Genomic DNA, 19721 nt, shown 5'->3' with positions numbered 1-19721 from the left:
CTGGGCCTTCATATTACGTTTAGTTGCTGGCGGTTTGGGGGGCCCGTGGGTGGGCTGCCATTTCCAGCAGGGTTGTCAGCATATCGCCGCGATCATACAGGCTTGCGCATTCGAGCAAAGCCTGTTTTTCGAGCGGGCTGAGCCGGCAGCCCATCGCGATGGCGGTTACCAGCATTTCATCGTCGGTATCGCTAAGTGTATCCCAGCAGGATCGCAATGAATGCTGGGCGAAATAGCTTTCCAGTGCCTGCCGGAGACGGTCACGATCAATCGGTTTCAAATCCGCCGATGGCAACAGCAAATCATCCTTCCACGGGGTGAAATCACCGCGAACAGCGCGATAACCGCCGCCCTGCATCGAAAGTTCTTCGACGATGTTAAACCGGCAGACGCCCGTCAGGGTGATCAGGAAACGACCATCATCGGTTTCGCTGAACGCCGTGATGCGACCGGCACAGCCGGTCTGGAAGACCGGTGGATTGTCCGGGTCCATGTAATAGGTATTGCGCCCGTCCGGGCGTGGCTGAACCATGCCGATCATGCGGTCCTGCCCCAGGGCATCGGTGATCATGTTCAGATAACGCGGCTCAAAGATATTAAGCGGCAGATGGCCACGCGGCAGCAGAAGCGCGCCACTTAGCGGAAAGACCGGCAATGTATCTGGAAGATCCGAAAAACTGGGATCGAAAGGACCGCATATGCTCATGAAAATAAAACCGTCGAGAGTGCGCGGCGCCCCGCAACGCTGGCCGGGTCCATTGGGCCCCATGCCTCGAAAAACTTGATCAGTTGGGTGCGACCGGCATCGTCGTTCCAGCTGCGATCTTTGCGAATGATCGCAATCATGGCGTTGACGGCTTCTTCGCGCTTGTTGGTGGCAAAGCAGGCCATGCCCAAATCAAACTGTGCCTGCAGGTCATCCGGATTGGCGGCGACTTTTGCGCGTGCGACATCAAGGTCTTCCTTGCTGTAACCGGTTTCCGCCAGTTCAAGCGCGCTGATCGCAGATGCAATCGGTGCCTTCAGACGATCTGCTTCGGCCATGTTGTCGACAAAATGGCGGGTTTCTTCAACTTCTCCCATTGCGACCATGCAGCGGATCATGCCGCCAATCGCTGTTTCATTCTGAGGTTCACGTTCAAGTACGCCAACATAAAGGCCATGGGCTGTTTCATGGTCGTCATCCGCAAGTGCTCCAGCCGCCTGATCCAGAATTGCTGCAATCGGGCTTTCGATCGGGCCGCCTGCAAGACGCTCGTAAAACGCACGGACTTCGCTTTCTGGCTGCGCGCCCTGAAAACCGTCAACCGGACGGCCGCCTTTGAAGGCATAGACCGTCGGAACCGATTGGATGCGCAATTGCATCGCCAGTTCCTGGTTTTCATCGATATTGACCTTGACCAGCTTTACGCGCCCGCCAGCCTCGCGTGTCACCTTTTCGATGGTTGGCGTCAGGCTTTTGCACGGGCCACACCAGGGGGCCCAGAAATCGACGACAACAGGGACTTCCATCGAGGGTTCGATGACGTCCTGGACAAAGGTTTCAATGCCGCTGTCCTTGATCAGGTCTTTGTCCTGTCCAGCGGTGGGGGTGGCATTCGGGGCGGTGGCGTCAAGAATGATAGACATTATCGTTTACTCACTAATTCTCAATTCTAGATGATGCCTCAACCGCCGTTCGACAAGAGGCTTCTGCATAACATTAGGAAAATCTTATAGTTTAATGTTTCGCGGTAAAAGGCTTTATGAGCATTTGTGCGGAATCAGAACGAATCTATTTTTTCATCAAAATCGATAATTCTGATTTCGTAGCCAAGACTGGTGACAAATCGAAGCAGGTCATCAGACTGAATTGTCGTGGTTCTGTCATTCCGCAAGGGGTGGAAGTTAAGAATGTCTCCGTTGGCCAGCTTCGCATCCAGGGCGAAGTTGATCTTTCGCGAATGATCGTTGATCAGGGCAAAGGGTGTGACCGATCCCGGAATGACGCCAAGCGTTTCAAGCAGCAGTTCCGGTTTGCCAAACGAAAGCCGCGCGCAACCCAGTGTCTTGTGCAGGTGGTTCATGCGGATTTCGGTATTTTCCTCAGCCACGACAAGCCACAGGGCATCCTTCTTGTCTTTGACAAAAAGGTTCTTGGAATGAAGGCCCGGCAGATCCCCGCGCAGCTTTTGCGAATCCTCGACCGTAAACAGCGGCACATGCTCGTGCGTGCGGGTTTCGATCCCAAGATTTTCGAGATAATCGAAAAGTGCGGTTGATGGATCACTCATCCTGTTTTCCTTCTGGCTGGGTCGCGCGAAGATGGTCAGATTGCAATTAGGACGCAAATTGCAGCATGTTGGCGTGATTTCCCTGTTTTAAGGGTAAAAAGTCAAGGAAAACCGCCATTTTGGATGTGGTGGCGATTTGATGGAAAAAAGGGTTGCAATCACGTTTTGTTGGGCTATTATCCGCGCCGCTCCACAGGGGCAGGAAATACTGATGAATGCGGGCGTAGCTCAGGGGTAGAGCATAACCTTGCCAAGGTTAGGGTCGAGAGTTCGAATCTCTTCGCCCGCTCCATCAGGTGGTTTCCTCATCATGCTTTCATGATGATGCGGGCGTAGCTCAGGGGTAGAGCATAACCTTGCCAAGGTTAGGGTCGAGAGTTCGAATCTCTTCGCCCGCTCCATGATGAAAGTTCAAAGGCCGTCCTTCGGGGCGGCCTTTTGCTTTTGGGCCTTTTGCGTTCGGGAAATCCGCGCATTTCTCTCCTTTTCCCGATCATCAAAGCCTTTGATCCCGTCCGATTACCCGCCTATTGCCCTGCGCGATAGGTCAGGCGCGATACGAGTTAGCCATGATGCCTATTGAATTTGGTCGCCAGACAGCAAATCTTTTTAGTAACTGATTAGCCCTTCGTAAGAATAGGCCGCCACTAGCCTTTTGGGCTTGAACTGGTGCGATCGAGGACACGAAAATTAATCAAAAGCACTACCTTCTTAGCCGCATTCTTCCTGCTGTGATTGTTGCCCTGGTGTTGAATTTCGCGGGTTTCGGATTGCTGTACTGGTCAACGCACGGAGCAGATAAGGTCGCGATTGACCGCCAGGGGCGGCTGTTTGCGCGTGTTATTTCCGATACGCGCAATCTGATCGCACATGATCAGGAAAGCGTTACCGTTTGGGATGACACGGTTAATGCCGTCCGAAAACGCGATCTTGAATGGCTGGACTGGAATCTCGGTGTCTGGATGGAGGATTATTTTCACCATGACGGATCATTCGTTGTCGCGCCGGATGACCGGCTTGTTTACGCCTATGTTCCTGAAAATATTGCGAACGCCGTCTTTTACGGAACGATTCAGGAGCCTGCGGCCAGCCTTGTTGCCGAGTTGCGCGACAAGATGCGCAATATTGAAGCCTTCGAGCCGGATGCAAATCTCGATACGCCCGGTGCCGCGGATGTCCGCATTATTATGGGACGTCCGGCAATTGTCAGCGCCAAACCCATCATTTCGGATACCGGTGACATCGAAGAGGTGCCGGGGCAGCAATATACCCACTTGGCCGTCCGCTTTCTGGACGATGGATTTCTAAGCGAAATCGAACAGAAATATCAGTTTGACGGTATTCGTTTTTCCCGGATCGACGACAGTAGTGCTCTTGAGAAAGTGCTGGGCCTGCACGATGAAGGCGGTGATACGATAGGGTACTTTATCTGGACGCCCTATCTGCCGGGCTCGACGGTTTTCGCGTATCTTTTGCCGTTGCTGATTGTGATCGGTGTCGTTCTGGTGGCGATCGTCGCAGGGTATTTGATTCTGCTTCGGCGCCATAACCAAAGCCGGTTACAGGCCGAAGCCAGCATGCTTCATCTGGCAAAGCATGATCCGTTAACAGGGCTGCCTAATCGCAGCCATTTCAATGACAGCGTTGATGATATTCTGGTCGAACATCAATCGAAAGGGCACGGGATTGCCTTGTTGTTTGTTGATCTTGACCACTTTAAGCAGATCAACGACACAATGGGGCATCCGGCGGGGGATGCCCTGATTTGTAACATCGCCGATCGTTTGCGTAATCTGGTGGGCAATAACGGCATCGTGGCACGGGTCGGAGGCGACGAGTTTACCGTTCTTCTTACCAATGTTGACGAACTTGGTGCGGCCGAAATTTTCTGTGACGCGATATTTGATGCCTGTCGCAAACCATTGCGGTTTGGTGGACGGCACATAAACATTCGACTCAGCATTGGTGTCGCGTTTTGCCGGGACGGAAAGATTGACCGCAACGAGTTGATCCGTCGGGCAGACGTTGCGCTTTATCGGGCTAAATCGATCGGTAGGAACCGATATGTTGGCTTTGATGAAAATATGGATGCCGCCCAGCGTGAAAAACGCAATATCGAGGTGGATCTTCGCCGGGCTCTGCACCAACAGGGGCAGGATCAGTTAAAATTACTGTTTCAACCGATCTACCGGCTTCGTGATGATCGCATCCGTGGTGTGGAAGCCCTGATGCGCTGGCAGCATCCTGAACACGGAAACATCCCCCCTGACACCTTCATTCCGATTGCCGAAGAAGCAGGCCTGATCCGCGAGCTTGGCGCATGGGTTTTGCGTGCTGCCTGCGAGGCGGGCATGCATTGGCCCGATATCGTTGTCGCGGTAAACGTCTCGGTGCTTGAATTTGATGATCCGGATTATGTTGGTCGTGTCAGTCAGGTCCTGCAGGACACCGGAATGGCGCCCGAACAGCTTGAAATCGAGGTGACCGAGACCGTGATGGCCAATTCCCCGCAATGCCAGCTCAGTCTGAAAGAACTCAAGGCGCTCGGTATAAAGGTTGCAATTGATGATTTCGGGACAGGCTTCTCGTCGCTTGGCCGGTTGCGGCAACTTGATGTTGATCTGATCAAAATTGATCGCAGTTTTGTCGATGGCTTGGAGCAGTCTGGCTATGACCGCGAGATGGTGCGTGCGATCATTGATTTTGCCCATGTTGCCGGATTGGAAGCGACGGCCGAGGGTGTTGAAACTGCTGGCCAGTTATCGTATCTGCGCCAGCTTGGCTGTGATCACGTGCAGGGGTATTATTTCTCTCGTCCGGTCGGGGCTGCCATGGTCGATGACCTGATGGGCTTGAAGCAAATGCAGGTCAATGGCGTGGTTTAGGTCCGGTTTTCCCCGATCTGATAGGGACTTGCCAATTTATCTGAAATGCGTTGTCTTGAATGCATGGCTGATGACAAAACTTCCATCAACATTATCTGGACCGTCGGTTATGCCGGGCATGATCGGGACAGTTTGCTTGCCCTTTTAAAGGGGCAGGGCATTACGGCCGTGGCCGATATCCGGACTTTCCGGGGATCGAATTACTGGAAGGCGTTTGATGCCGATACCTTTGGTCCGTTCCTGCGCGAGAACGGTATTGCTTACGTTTTCATGGGGGATGTTCTGGGCGGAAAGCCGCAGGACCCGACATTGTATCCCGATGGTCGGCTAAGCTACGACCTGATGGCAGCACGCCCGGAATTCAAAGCCGGGATTGATCGTCTGATCTCGGGCGCAGGCAAATACCGCATCTGCCTGATGTGCGCGGAAAAGGATCCGCTGGACTGCCATCGCACATTGCTGATCGCGCCGGCGCTCAAACGTGCCGGGTTTGATTTGCGGCATCTGGTTTCCGACGGGCGTGTTGAAACCCAGGCCGAAACGGAAAAGCGCATGATTGCGATCAATAGCGGCGACACGGCAGATTTGTTTGCTGCCAGCGCACCGGATCCCGATGCAGAGCTGGTTCTGGCACTTCAGAAGCAAATTGTAAAAGCGGCTCCGCTTGCAGATGACGCAATAAAATCCGGAAAACGGCAAAATAATTTCTAATATTTCATGTATTAAAATGCGTTATGGTCATTTTTTGAAAATGGTCATTTTGTATAATTTAAGTTTATATTTCATTCTATTTTACGAATATTGATACGCACAGGAATATGTATTTAAATCTGTAGTTGATGTTGTCAGCTGCAGGAGGATTCCATGGCGGTCGTTACAGGAACGGAAGGCAATGATAGCCTTGTCGGATCAGGTGATAATGACACGATTTATGGCTTGGCCGGAGATGATCAGCTTTATGGAGCTGGCAGGGATGACGAGCTGACAGGCGGGCCGGGAGCGGATTTGCTTGACGGTGGCCCCGGCGGACGTGATAGCGCCAACTACGATACCGATACCGCAACAGAAGGCGTGATTGTTGACCTTCAGGATGGAACAGGTCATGGCGGCGAGGCACAAGGTGACCGGCTTGCTGGTATCGAAGTGGTTGAAGGAAGTCCGTTCGACGATACTTTAATTGGCGATGCCGAAAGTAATGTGCTGTGGGGGCGTGGCGGCAGCGATTTGCTGCTGGGCGGTGACGGGGACGATTTCCTGTATGGTGATTATCTTGGCAATGATCCCGGCAATGACACCCTTCTGGGGGGCAGAGGGGACGATACCATCACGGGGCGCGACGGCGAGGATACCCTGTTGGGGGGTGATGGGGACGATATGCTAAGCCCCGGTGCCGATGCTGATTATGTCGACGGCGGCGCTGGAAGCGACACACTGCGCTACAATGGAGACAGCGGCGTTTCGATCAACCTTGAAACCGGTGTTTTTCAGGGCGGCGAAGCCGAAGGCGACGTTGTCCATGATATCGAAAATCTTTACGGCACAATCCATGATGACCTGTTGATCGGCGATGCTGGTCGGAATGTCCTGCAGGGGCATTTTGGCGATGATGTTCTGCGTGGTGGGGACGGGCATGATGTCCTGCACGGTGGAAATGGTCATGACATCATCGAGGGTGGCGATGGCAACGATTTCCTGCGCGGCAATAGTGACAGATATCCGCAGGATGATGGCCCCGATACGTTTTTGTGGCGGGTGTTCGAAGGGGGTGCCGAACGCGACCGGATTGCCGATTTTGAAACCGGCCCCGATGGTGACAGGCTTCAGCTTGGAAGCGAGTTTCAGGAAAAAAGCGGCATCCACGATTTTTCCGACTTCATCGCCCACGCCGAAGAAACAGACGCCGGATTGTATGTCGATTTCAGCGATGGTCGCCCCTATGACTATGGCGTGCTGATCGAAAATGCCGATCTTGCCGATTTCACCGAGGACAATATCGTCTTCGAAGATAGTGTCATCGGTTAGCAGCGGCGTTTTCCGGCCCTAGCCCATGATGTTATAGCCACCATCGACATGGATTACGTCGCCGGTAATCCCGCGTGACCGGTCGCTGGCAAGAAACGCCGCCAGTTCGCCGATCTCGTCGATGGTGACAAGCCTGCGCCCCGGTGATCGGCTTTGGGCCGTGTTCATCAGGGTGTTAAACTCGGCAATGCCCGATGCCGCGCGTGTCAGAAGGGGGCCGGGTGAAATCGCATGGACCTGAATGTTTTTCGGGCCAAGTTCGGCGGCCATGTATCGGGTTGCACTTTCAAGCGCGGCCTTGACCGGGCCCATGACCCCATAATGGTCAATAACCCGTTCCGACCCCATATAGGTGACGGTCAAAAGTGCGCCGCCATCAATCATCAATGGTTCGGCGCGTTTTGCCAGTCGCTGAAACGAATGGCACGAAATATCCATTGCGGTCAGAAAGCCGTCGCGTGAACAGTCGATCACCCGCCCATGCAGGTCATCGCCGGGGGCAAATGCGATGGAATGCAGGACAAAATCCAGTTTCCCCCATTGATCGGCGATCCTGTCAAACAGCCGATCCATCTGATCTTCGTTCTGAACGTCAAGCGGGGTGATGATCGGGGCACCGAGTCCTTCTGCCAAAGGTCGGACATGCTTTTCGGCCTTGTCATTCAGATAGGTGATCGCAAGCTCTGCACCCTCCCGGTTGAAAATTCGGGCGCAGCCATAGGCAATCGATTTGTCGTTGGCAATTCCGACGATAAGGCCCTTCTTTCCTGCCAGCACGGGGCATCTCCTGCTTTATTGTGTTTTGCGGATGCGAAACGGACTTCTGATTCGCGCACCAGATAAAGCTTAGATGATTTTGCAGCGCAGCAAAGTGTAAAATTCTGTGACAATCCCCAATTGGAATACAGGGTTCCGTCGATCTGAACCTATTGAGCGAACGATTTTTTTTTGTGCAGAAGCATAGTTTTTAGGCAGATGATCCGCTATGTGTAGCCTTGGAAGGAAGCTGCAGTTTTCCGTCATTTCCGGGTGTGGGGAACTTCAGGTTGTCTTCCCAAATACATGTGACATCCGAGGTGTGTAGTGCCGCCCGCAAAGGTCGGCACTTCGGTTCTGGCAAACAGAATCGATAAAAAGGGAAATTGGACATGAAAGCCCGAAGCGACGACCCGAAACGGGAAGTCATCGACAAGGTTGTCGAACAGATCCAGCAACGCTTGACCGGTAAGATGGCGAAGGATGCAGAAGCATTCGTTCGCCTTTTTTACAAGGATGTACCGCCTGACGACATGGCAGGTCGATCCGTCGACTCGCTCTATGGCGCGGCACTGACTTTATACAAATTTGCGCAAAAGCGCCCATCGGCCAATGCCGCCAAGATCCGGGTCTATAATCCCGATCTTGAAGAGCATGGCTGGAAATCCGATCACACCGTGATCGAGATGATCAACACCGATATGCCGTTCCTGGTGGATTCCGTGACATCTGCCCTTCACGAATTCGACCTGACGGTTCATCTGGTTATCCACCCGATCATGCGTATCGCGCGTGATGATCGTGGTGAATTGCAGTCGGTCGAAGGGGTCGAAAGCTCGGATGCGCCACGTGAGTCCGTGATGCATCTTGAAATTGACGAACAGACCGACGAAGCCGTTCTGCAGAAAATCCGTGACCGTCTGGAAGATGTTCTGACCGATGTCAGTCTTTCGGTCGAGGACTGGCAGGCAATGCTGTCAAAAGTCGCCGAAGTTCTGGAAGGCATCAGAACCGCACCAACCGGTATTTCTGCAGAAGACCAGAAAGAAGCCCAGGATTTCCTGGGCTGGGTTCATAACGACCATTTCACCTTCCTTGGCTACCGGGAATATAAATTCAGCGGTACGGGCAAGAAAGCCAAGGTGGACGTTAATCCCCAAAGCCAGCTCGGGATTCTGCGCCGCGAAGGCACCCACATCTTTGACGAACTGCGCCAGATCGGCAACCTGTCGTCCGAAGTGCAGGCCTTTGTGGCACAGCCAAGCCTTCTGATGGTGACCAAGGCCAATAAACAGTCAACCGTGCACCGTCCGGTGCATCTTGATACCATTGTGGTCAAACAGTTTGATGACGATGGCAAGGTCATCGGCCAGCACCTGTTTGTCGGTCTGTTTACCTCGGTCGCCTATAACCTCAGCCCGCGTCTGATCCCGCTTCTGCGTATGAAGCTCGCCGAAACCATCAAGCGCGCCGGCTTCCCGCCAGCCAGCCACGATGCCAAGGCGCTGGTCAATATCCTTGAAACCTTCCCGCGTGACGAGCTGTTCCAGATCGAACTCGACGATCTGTATCATATCTGCATGGGCATCCTGCATCTGCAGGAACGCCAGCGGATCGCACTGTTCGTGCGCCGTGATGCCTTTGAACGGTTTGTTTCCTGTCAGGTTTTCTGCCCGCGGGATCGGTTCTCGACCAAGCTTCGCATGAAGTTCCAGTCGGTGATCGAAGCCGCCTTTGATGGCAAGGTCACGGCACATTACACCCTGATCGGCGATAGCCCCCTTGCGCGGTTGCACCTTCTGGTCAAAACCACGCCGGGCGAACTGCCGGAATACAATGTTGCCGATATCGAACGTCAGCTTGTCGAAACCGCACGTGACTGGGCCGATACCCTGCGTCAGGTGCTGGTGCGTGAAATGGGCGAAGAACGCGGTCTGGCACTTTACCGTCGTTACGGCGAAAGTTTCACGGGCGACTACCGTGATCGGTTCGGTGTCGATACCGCGGCTCTTGATATCGACCGTATCGAGGACGTGATCAAATCATCGGACCTGCGGGTGAACCTGTATCGCCCGATCGAAGCGGCCGAGAATGAACTGCGCTTCAAGATATACAACCCCGGTGCACCGGTGCCGCTTTCTGACGTCTTGCCGATGCTTGAAAACATGGGGCTCAAGGTCATTACCGAGAACCCGTTCAAGGTTGAACCGCGCGATACGGATGTGAATGTCCGCATTCACGATTTCGGGGTGCTGGTTGACGGCGAATTCCACCTGCATGATGTGCGTGACAAGTTCCAGGAACTTTTCATTCGCATGTGGCATGGCGAAGTCGAAAACGACGCCTTTAACCGTCTTGTTCTGCTGGGCGGGCTGCATTGGCGCGAAGTCGTCATCCTGCGGACCTATGCCCGATACATGCGCCAGATGGGATCGGCCTTCTCGCAGGATTACATGGCCAAAACACTCGCCAATAATGCGGGTCTTGCGGCAACGATTGTTGATCTGTTCATTGCGCGCTTTGATCCGGATCGCGATCCGGGGCTGGCTGTTGAAGCCGAGGCCATCGAAGGCGATATCATCACCCGTCTTGAAGATGTGATGAACCCGGACGAGGACCGCATTCTGCGCGCCTTCCTCAATCTCGTTCAATCAACGCTTCGCACCAACTATTTCCAGTATGGCAAGGACGGCAATCCGAAACCCTATCTGTCGGTAAAATTCAATTCCGGCATGGTAGAAGATCTGCCGCTTCCGCGTCCTTGGCGCGAAATATTTGTCTATTCACCGCGGGTCGAGGCCGTCCATCTGCGTGGTGGTCCGGTGGCGCGCGGTGGTATCCGCTGGTCAGACCGTCAGGAAGATTTCCGGACCGAGATTCTGGGTCTGGTAAAGGCCCAGATGGTCAAGAACGCGGTCATTGTGCCGGTCGGCTCCAAGGGCGGCTTTGTCGTTAAACGGCCTCCGGTCGATGGCGGTCGCGAAGCATTCCTTGAAGAAGGCATTGCCTGTTACAAAACGCTGATGTCCGGGATGCTTGATATTACCGACAATATTGTCGGTGGCGACATCATTCCGCCGGAACGTGTGCGCCGTCTTGATGACGATGATCCCTATCTGGTTGTTGCTGCTGACAAGGGGACTGCGACCTTCTCGGATATCGCCAATGGTGTTGCCCGTGATTATGGCTTCTGGCTGGACGATGCCTTCGCATCGGGTGGCTCGCAGGGCTATGACCATAAGAAAATGGGCATTACCGCACGCGGTGCATGGGAATCGGTCAAACGTCATTTCCGCGAAATCGGCAAGGACATCCAGAAAGAACCCTTCACCGTTGCCGGTGTGGGCGATATGTCGGGTGACGTGTTTGGCAACGGCATGCTGTTGTCCGAACAGATCAAGCTGGTTGCCGCCTTCAACCATATGCACATTTTCGTCGATCCCGACCCGGATCTGGCGAAAAGCTTTGCCGAACGGCAGCGACTGTTTGATATGCCGCGTTCAAGCTGGGCCGATTACGATACCAAGGTCCTGTCAAAGGGCGGCGAAATCTTTGACCGCAAGGCCAAGACGCTTGATCCCTCGCCCGAGGTCCGCAAGCTGCTTGATCTTGGCACCGGCAAGGTAACACCGGCCGAGATGATGAAAGCCATCCTGAAATCCGATGTTGAACTTCTGTGGTTCGGCGGGATCGGGACCTATATCAAATCATCGACGGAATCGAATGCCGATGCCGGGGACCGGGCCAACGATGCCATTCGCATCAATGGCAAGGATATCCGCGCAAAGGTCATCGGCGAGGGTGCCAACCTTGGTTGCACACAGCGCGGTCGTATCGAGTATGCCCATGCTGGTGGACGGTTGAATACGGACGCCATCGATAATGCGGCGGGTGTCAACTGCTCGGATCACGAGGTCAATATCAAGATCCTTGTGGGCGAGGTGGTGGCCGCCGGCGACATGACCGAAAAGCAGCGTAACAAACTGCTGGTCGAAATGACCGACGAGGTCGGTGATCTGGTGCTGCGTGATAACTATCTGCAAAGCCAGGCGATCTCGAACGCCTTTGCCGGGGGCGGGGATGCGCTTGATGCGCAGGTTCGCCTGATCCGGATGCTCGAACGCGAAGGTCGCCTGAACCGGGAAATCGAATATCTTCCCGATGACGAGGAACTGGCACGTCGCACGGCTGCCCATCAGGGCCTTACCCGTCCGGAAATCTCGGTTCTGATGCCCTATGCCAAGCTGTGGCTGTATGACGAGGTGCTTAAATCCGATCTGCCCGATGATCCGATCCTTGTCGAGGAACTGGTGCGGTATTTCCCGACGGCAGTTCGTAAAAAATACAGCGCGGCGATTTCCAACCATCGTCTGAAACGCGAAATCATCGCAACCGTGGGAACCAACAGTCTGGTCAACCGCGTTGGCGGGACCTTCGTGCATGACATGATGGAAGCAACCGGGCTTTCGGCGGTGGATGTATCGCGCGGTTATCTGATTACCCGTGCGGTGTTCGGCCTGCGCAAACTGTGGTCGGGTATCGAGGCCCTCGACAACAAGGTCGATGCCAAGGTTCAGATCGCGATGTTCTCCTACATCAATCGCATGGTCGAAGATGTGACCCTGTGGTTCCTGCGCAATTGCGAGGAATTGAATGTCGGGGCAAAGATCGCGCTGTTCCGTCCGGCGGTTGCCAAGGTGATCGAGGCGTTTGACGATATTGTCCCTGCCGATGCGGCCTTCCGCACGACCCTGGATCAGAAATCGCAATCCCTGATCGACCGGGGCGTGCCCGAAGATCTGGCCCGCCGGGTGGCAGCGATGCAGCAGATGGTCGCCGTTTGCGATATCGTCCGCATCGCCGAGGCAACCGGGCGTGATGTCATCGATGTCGGGGCAACCTATTTTGCCATCGGCGCACGATTCCAGCTTGGCCTGCTGCGTGCAGCAGCCGAGTCCATCGAAGCCGAAACCCATTGGCAGAAACTGGCCCGTGCAGCCGCAATTGATGATCTGTTCGGTCATCAGCGCGAACTGACACGTGTGGTGCTTGCTTCCGGCAAGAATGGCACGGTTGGCGGTGATCTGGTTCGGAAATGGGTTGATGATCATCAGCGCGGTTGTGCCCGTTGTGACCAATTGATCGACGAGCTGCGTGCCGCAGGGCAGATCGATCTTTCGATGATCACGGTGGCCAACCGTCAGATCAGGGCCATGGTCGGCGGCTGATCGGCCCGTCACGGATTTTCGCAAAAAGGGGGCGCTTCAGTGCCCTCTTTTTTTTGGCTTCGCCGGGGTGTGGATATCTCCCGAAATGTCAGGAGCACCCGGATGCCAGTTGGTTGGCAACTTTTTTAAAGAGGGTACAGGCCACGAAGTAATTGAATCGATTTAATTTACTGCCATCCTCCTGCCGTTTTTATATGATGAAAATACAATAAAGGCCGTGGAAGCCTTGAAAAATACCAACCGGTACGTATATTGAATACAGAAGACGAAAAAAATGGTGTGAAAATGAGGAACGCTGCCGAGACCCGGACAAAGCTGCTGGAGACAGCCATACAATTGCTGTGGACCAGCAGTTATCACGATATTGGTGTCAGTGATGTCTGCAAGCATGCAGGGGTCACCAAGGGCGCATTCTATCATCACTTTGACAGCAAGGCGGCCCTGTTTGCCGCCTCTGCCCGTCATCACTGGGACAAGGGCAAGGATGAACTCAGATCCATCTTTTCCCCTGAAATCGCCCCGCTTGATCAGTTGAACCGCTATATCGACCTGGTCATGAACAAGCAGAAAACACAGGGCGTACCGGGCGATACAGAGGTCTGTGTCTGCCCCATCTTTACCGCCGGTGGCCAGGTCGGCCCCGAAGACATCGAAATTCAGGACTGTTCACGCGAACTGGCCGAGGAACAGATCAAGTATCTTGCCTCGATGATTCGCGGCCTGAAGGGCGAAGGCATGCTTTCGGGCGATGCCGACGTCACGACTCTTGCGCGTCTTGTTTTCCAGTTCGTGCATGGCACGCTGACATATGGCAAGGTTTTTAACTGTGCCGATACTGTTCGGTCTGATTTGCGTGTCGGCATCTGCCGAATCCTTGATTTGCGCTGTGAATTCAGGGATATGAAGGCCAAAGAGGCCCCATTGTCGGCTGCCGAATAATCCGTAAAATTTAGAACGGCTGCAATTTTTTTTCATTTCGCTCTTGCGAACAAACCGATCGGTACGCATCTTCCCGTTATTCTGTCCGCGAATGCGCGGGTAACGCTATTGGGAAATGGAAAGATGCAATCACGATCCAAACTGAGAATGTTGCTGCCAGCCACAGCTGCAATCGTTGCGATTGCTGCCGGTGGTTACGGGCTTAGCATGATTGGTTCCGCCGGTGCCGACGAAGCCGTCGCACAGGCCGAACCGCAAATCACCCCTGTTACCGTCCAAGGCGTCCATAGCCAGTCCGTAAGGCTGTGGAACAATTTCTCCGGCCGCTTGAGCGCGGTTGAGGAAGTCCAGCTTCGCCCGCAGGTCAGTGGTGCGATTGTCGATATCCGTTTCGAAGACGGCCAGATCGTCAAGGAAGGCGATATTCTGGCAGTCATCGATCCCCGCACCTACAAGGCCGCCGTTGACGAAGCCAAGGCCGAACTGGCGGCTGCCCGCCAGACCCTGTCGCTTGCCGCCAAGGAAAAGGCACGTGCCGAGAAACTGGTGGCCAATGGCACCGTTTCCAAACGTGTCTTTGACGAACGCGTCAACACCCATCAGGTCGCTCAAAGCCAGGTCAACCGCGCCCTGGCGCAGCTCGAACTTGCCGAAATCGAATTTGATCATGCCTTCGTCAAGGCACCGATTGACGGTCGCGTCAGCCGGGTTGAGCTGACCGTCGGCAATCAGGTGAATGCCGGGCCGAACGCACCGGTTCTGACCACGATTGTCTCGACAGGTAAAATCTATGCCGATTTCGATCTGGACGAACAAACCTATTTCGCCAGCATCTATGATGCCAACAAGGTCGGCGGTGCAGCACAGCAAATCCCGGTTCGCATGACTGTCGCCGGTGGCGAAACCATTTCCGGCTTCGTTCACAGCTTTGATAACCGGATTGATACCCGTACCGGAACCATCCGCACCCGTGCCCTGTTTGAAAACAGCAACGGCGCCCTGCTGCCCGGAAGCTTCGCCAGCCTGCAGCTTGGTACACCGGGTCAAAAGGATGTCATCCTGATTTCACCAGAAGCAATCAGCACCGATCAGGACCGTAAATTCGTTTACGTGGTCCAGTCGGATAACACGGTTGCCTATCGTCAGGTGACGCTGGGTTCCGAAGTTGACGGGCGCCGCATCGTGACATCCGGGCTTGAACCCGGTGACATGGTGATTGTGAACGGGATCATGAAAGTTCGACCCGGTATGCCTGTTGCTCCTGAAATTCTGCAGGCCTCGGCATCCTGACGGATGCTTGACTGCGCGCAAAGACTAGGCTGACCGTTATGCAGAATATATCCAGATTCTTTGTGGATCGCCCGATTTTCGCTGGCGTTCTATCCGTCCTGATATTGTTATCAGGTTTAATTGCCATGCTGAATTTGCCGATTTCCGAATATCCGGAAGTCGTGCCGCCGACCGTCGTGGTCGAAGCGCAATTCCCCGGTGCAAACCCGGCCGAAATTGCGCAAACCGTCGCCTCCCCGCTTGAAGAACAGATCAACGGGGTCGAGGGGATGCTGTATGTCAACTCGCTGGCAACGACCGATGGCCGTCTCAGCCTGACCGTGACCTTTGAAATCGGGACCGATCCCGATCTGGCACAGCAAAAAGTCCAGAACAGGGTATCGCAGGCCGAACCGCGTTTGCCCGATATCGTCCGTCAGCTTGGCGTGACGGTGTCAAAGCAGTCCCCGGATCTGACGATGGTGGTGCATCTGCTCTCGCCAAATGACCGCTATGACATGCTGTATCTGCGCAACTACGCGACCCTGAATGTCAAGGATCAGCTAGCGCGTATCAAGGGCGTCGGGCAGGTCGGTCTGTTCGGGTCGGGTGATTACGCGATGCGCATCTGGCTTAACCCGGACAAGGTTGCCGAACGCGGCCTGACCGCGGGCGATGTTGTTTCGGCCATTCAAAGCCAGAACGTGCAGGTCGCGGCGGGTACGATTGGCGGCGCACCGTATGATACCGGTGTGCAGTTCCAGTTGCCGATCAATGTTCACGGGCGCCTCGAAACGCCCGAGGAATTTGCCGAAATCATCATCAATCGTGACGAAGACGGCACTGTAACCCGCCTTGGCGATGTCGCCCGGGTCGAGCTGGAAGCACAGCAATATGCGCTGCGTTCCCTGCTTGATAACAAATCGGCCGTCGCCCTTCCGATCTTTGCATCGCCGGGTTCCAACGCGCTTGAAATTTCAAGCAACGTTCGCGCAACCATGGCGGAGCTTAAGGAAAACTTCCCCGAAGGTCTTGAATACAGCATCGTTTACGATCCGACTGTTTTCGTTCGAAGCTCGATCAAGTCGGTGATCAAAACCCTGCTCGAAGCCGTCGCCCTCGTTGTTGTGGTGGTGACAATCTTCCTGCAAACATGGCGTGCCTCGATCATTCCGCTGCTGGCCGTGCCGGTGTCGATTATCGGGACATTTGCCCTGATGCTGTTGCTGGGATTCTCGATCAACGTGCTGTCGTTGTTCGGTCTGATTCTCGCCATTGGGATCGTGGTCGATGATGCCATTGTGGTGGTCGAAAACGTCGAACGTAATATCGAACGTGGCCTGTCGCCGCGCGATGCAACCGTGGCCGCGATGCGCGAAGTCACCGGGCCGATCATCGCAACCTCGCTTGTGATCACCGGCGTCTTCGTTCCGATTGCTTTCATCAGCGGCCTGACCGGGCAGTTCTATCAGCAGTTCGCCCTGACGATCGCCATTGCAACGATCATTTCAACCATCAACTCCCTGACGCTCAGCCCGGCTCTGTCCGCACTTCTGCTGAAAGGGCATGACGCACCGAAAGACTGGCTGACCCGTGCCATGGACTTTGTCTTTGGCTGGTTCTTCCGCTGGTTCAACCGGTTCTTCAATCGCAGTACTGAACTGTATGGCGGTGGTGTCAAACGGTTGCTGGGGATGAAAACCATCATGATGGCGGTTTACGCCGGATTGCTGGTTCTGACCTGGCAGGGTTTCCAGATTTTGCCATCCGGCTTCATCCCGCTGCAGGACAAGCAATATCTGGTCAGCTTTGCACAATTGCCGCAAGGCGCGACACTGGACCGTACCGAAGAAGTCATTCGCGAAATGTCTGAAATCGCATTGGCTGAACCCGGTGTCGAAAGTGCCGTGTCCTTCCCCGGCCTGTCGATCAACGGCTTTGTGAATAGCTCAAGTGCCGGCATCGTCTTTGTGACCTTGACCGACTTTGCCGAACGCAAATCCGATGATCTGTCGGGGCTGGCGATTGCCGGAAAGCTGCAACAGAAATATGCCGCACTTGACGAAGCCTTCGTTGCCATCTTCCCGCCACCCCCGGTTCAGGGTCTTGGCACGGTGGGCGGTTTCAAACTGCAGGTGCAGGATCGCAGCGACCAGGGATATCGTGCGCTTGATGACGCCATGAAACAGGTACTGGCCAAGGCATGGGCAGCACCTGAACTGACCGGTGTCTTCTCAAGCTACAATATCAATGTCCCGCAATTGCAGGCCAATCTTGACCGTACAAAGGTCCAGCAGCTCGGCATTCCGGTCGATGAAATCTTCCGGACCATGCAGATCTATCTGGGTTCCATGTATGTCAACGACTTCAACCAGTTCGGTCGTACCTATCAGGTGATCGCACAGGCGGATAAACCCTATCGGTCCAGTCCGGAAGACATCCTGCGTCTGCAAACGCGCAATGCGGATGGCGATATGGTTCCGCTTGGCAGTGTTCTTTCCGTATCCGAAACATTCGGTCCGGATACCGCCATGCGTTACAACGCCTTCCGTTCGGCTGATCTGAACGGCAACGCCGCACCGGGTTATTCCAGTGGCGAGGCCGAGGCCGCGATTACAAAAATCCTGGAAGAAACATTGCCACCGGGAATGTCCTATGAATGGACGGACCTGACCTATCAGCAGATTCTGGCGGGTAACACGGCAATCTTCATCTTCCCGATCTGTATTCTGCTGGTCTTCCTTGTTCTGGCGGCCCAGTACGAAAGCCTGACCTTGCCGCTGGCGGTCATCCTGATCGTCCCGATGAGTACGCTTTCGGCTGCCTTTGGTGTCTATCTGTTTGGGGGTGACAACAACATCTTCACCCAGATCAGTCTGTTCGTTCTGGCCGGACTGGCATCAAAGAACGCCATCCTGATTGTCGAGTTCGCCCGCGAACTTGAACATCAGGGCCGGACAACCGTTCAGGCGGCAATCGAAGCCAGCCGCCTGCGCCTGCGGCCGATCCTGATGACGTCGCTTGCTTTCATCATGGGCGTTGTCCCGCTGGTGATTTCAAGCGGTGCGGGTTCTGAAATGCGCCAGGCCATCGGCATCGCCGTCTTCTCGGGGATGCTGGGTGTGACCATCTTCGGTCTGATCCTGACACCGGTGTTCTACGTGCTGGTGCGCAAGATGGGCCGACGCAACGAGGTTCGTTCACTTGATGGGGCTGACGCGCAGCAGCCCGCGGAGTAACGAAAACCGTTGCATAACAGCCGGACCATAAAGTTCCCCCGACCCCGTGGTCCGGCTGTTTTCTTTTCTTTCCTGTGACGTTGATCTCATCGAATTCCGGTCGTGCTTGCCTTGGCGTAACTTCTCCCTATCTTCTGGCCGAAGTATTCGTCAAAGGAAGTGTCGACCATGAATTATGTGCGTACAGGTTTGCTGCTGGCCGGTTTGACTGCACTGTTTGGTGTGGTTGGCATGATGATCGGTGGACAGCAGGGCATGATCATCGCATTGCTGTTTGCCGCGGCGATGAATGTGTTTGCCTACTGGAATGCGGATTCCATGCTTTTGCGCATGCGTGGCGCAAAACAGGTGGATGACCGCACCGCACCCGAACTGGTATCGATGGTGCGCGAACTGGCGCAGAATGCCGGGCTGCCGATGCCCAAGGTCTATGTCATCGATAATCCCCAGCCCAATGCTTTTGCCACCGGGCGCAATCCCGAAAATGCAGCCGTCGCCGCAACCAGCGGCCTGATGCAGTTGCTCGATCGCAACGAGATTGCCGGTGTGATGGCCCATGAACTGGCCCATATCAAAAACCGCGACACTCTGACCATGACCATCACCGCAACCATTGCCGGGGCGATTTCCGCCTTGGCGAACTTTGCCATGTTTGCCGGGATGTTTGGCGGTGGTCGAAACGATAACAACAATCCGCTGGGCGGGGTGGGGATGATCCTTGTTGCCATTCTGGCACCGCTTGGCGCGATGCTGGTGCAAATGGCAATCTCGCGTACCCGCGAATACGAAGCCGACAAGATCGGGGCGGAAATCTGCCGCCATCCGATGTGGCTGGCATCGGCGCTGAACAAACTCGACAAGGGTGTTCGGACCATTCCCAATATGGATGCCGAACGCAATCCTGCGACCGCGCATATGTATATCGCCAACCCGCTTTCGGGCAAAGGCGTGGACAACCTGTTTTCAACCCATCCGAGCATGTCCAACCGTATCGCCAAATTGCGCGAAATGGCCGGCGCGCCACAATCGGGAACGACAGCGCCGACAAAATCCGGCCCGTGGTCCGGCTCGGCAAAGGAACGCCGGGTGCGTCGTCGTCCCTGGAATTAA

At 54.8% G+C, this 19721-nt stretch carries 12 protein-coding genes and 2 tRNA genes; 10 read left to right on the top strand and 4 right to left on the bottom strand.

The window, feature by feature from the left end; genetic code table 11:
- Positions 1-19 precede the first annotated feature (19 nt).
- From J7395_RS04100 to J7395_RS04090, 3 genes are all read right to left on the bottom strand, one after another.
- A complete protein-coding gene (locus tag J7395_RS04100; protein ID WP_209220610.1) occupies positions 20-706 on the bottom strand; it encodes an LON peptidase substrate-binding domain-containing protein in 687 nt (228 codons plus the stop codon).
- Positions 703-1629: a thioredoxin gene (gene trxA, locus J7395_RS04095; RefSeq protein WP_209220609.1), complete on the bottom strand. Its 927-nt coding sequence runs from the start codon at positions 1627-1629 to the stop codon at positions 703-705. Before trxA ends, J7395_RS04100 begins: the two co-directional genes overlap by 4 nt.
- 134 nt (positions 1630-1763) lie before the next feature.
- Positions 1764-2273, bottom strand: coding sequence for a prolyl-tRNA synthetase associated domain-containing protein (locus tag J7395_RS04090; RefSeq protein WP_062950940.1), 510 nt, complete (start codon positions 2271-2273; stop codon positions 1764-1766).
- A 217-nt stretch (positions 2274-2490) separates the two neighbouring features.
- On the opposite strand from J7395_RS04090, the gene J7395_RS04085 reads away from it, so the two are divergent.
- The 5 genes from J7395_RS04085 (at position 2491) to J7395_RS20995 (ending at position 7180) form a co-directional block, all read left to right on the top strand.
- A tRNA-Gly gene (locus J7395_RS04085) sits at positions 2491-2565 on the top strand.
- A gap of 34 nt (positions 2566-2599) precedes the next feature.
- Positions 2600-2674: transfer RNA gene (locus J7395_RS04080), tRNA-Gly, on the top strand.
- Positions 2675-3043: 369 nt separating this feature from the next.
- Complete coding sequence (locus J7395_RS04075; RefSeq protein WP_209220608.1) at positions 3044-5158, top strand: bifunctional diguanylate cyclase/phosphodiesterase; 2115 nt, start codon at positions 3044-3046, stop codon at positions 5156-5158.
- A 63-nt stretch (positions 5159-5221) separates the two neighbouring features.
- Positions 5222-5869: a DUF488 domain-containing protein gene (locus tag J7395_RS04070; RefSeq protein ID WP_247741950.1), complete on the top strand. Its 648-nt coding sequence runs from the start codon at positions 5222-5224 to the stop codon at positions 5867-5869.
- Positions 5870-6022: 153 nt separating this feature from the next.
- Positions 6023-7180, top strand: a complete 1158-nt coding sequence (locus J7395_RS20995; protein WP_209220606.1) for a calcium-binding protein — start codon at positions 6023-6025, stop codon at positions 7178-7180.
- A gap of 18 nt (positions 7181-7198) precedes the next feature.
- Here the strand turns inward: J7395_RS20995 and fabI are convergent, their stop codons facing one another.
- A complete protein-coding gene (gene fabI / locus J7395_RS04060; protein WP_097051692.1) occupies positions 7199-7957 on the bottom strand; it encodes an enoyl-ACP reductase FabI in 759 nt (252 codons plus the stop codon).
- A gap of 371 nt (positions 7958-8328) precedes the next feature.
- Between fabI and J7395_RS04055 the strand changes: the two genes are divergently transcribed.
- The 5 genes from J7395_RS04055 to htpX all read left to right on the top strand — a co-directional run bounded on the left by J7395_RS04055 (position 8329) and on the right by htpX (position 19721).
- Positions 8329-13164 carry an NAD-glutamate dehydrogenase gene (locus J7395_RS04055; RefSeq protein ID WP_209220605.1) on the top strand — a complete coding sequence of 1612 codons (4836 nt, stop codon included), beginning with the start codon at positions 8329-8331 and terminating at the stop codon, positions 13162-13164.
- A 285-nt stretch (positions 13165-13449) separates the two neighbouring features.
- Positions 13450-14103 (top strand): TetR/AcrR family transcriptional regulator, encoded by a 654-nt coding sequence (locus J7395_RS04050; RefSeq protein WP_062951351.1) that lies wholly within the window; start codon positions 13450-13452, stop codon positions 14101-14103.
- Positions 14104-14226: 123 nt separating this feature from the next.
- Complete coding sequence (locus tag J7395_RS04045) at positions 14227-15393, top strand: efflux RND transporter periplasmic adaptor subunit (RefSeq protein WP_062950953.1); 1167 nt, start codon at positions 14227-14229, stop codon at positions 15391-15393.
- A 38-nt stretch (positions 15394-15431) separates the two neighbouring features.
- Complete coding sequence (locus J7395_RS04040; protein ID WP_062950956.1) at positions 15432-18611, top strand: multidrug efflux RND transporter permease subunit; 3180 nt, start codon at positions 15432-15434, stop codon at positions 18609-18611.
- A gap of 168 nt (positions 18612-18779) precedes the next feature.
- Positions 18780-19721, top strand: a complete 942-nt coding sequence (htpX, locus tag J7395_RS04035; RefSeq protein WP_062950958.1) for a zinc metalloprotease HtpX — start codon at positions 18780-18782, stop codon at positions 19719-19721.

Origin of the sequence: Thalassospira sp. A3_1 (assembly GCF_017744215.1) — a bacterium.
Taxonomy (GTDB): domain Bacteria; phylum Pseudomonadota; class Alphaproteobacteria; order Rhodospirillales; family Thalassospiraceae; genus Thalassospira; species Thalassospira lucentensis_A.
This window is presented reverse-complemented; position numbering and strand designations above follow the sequence as displayed.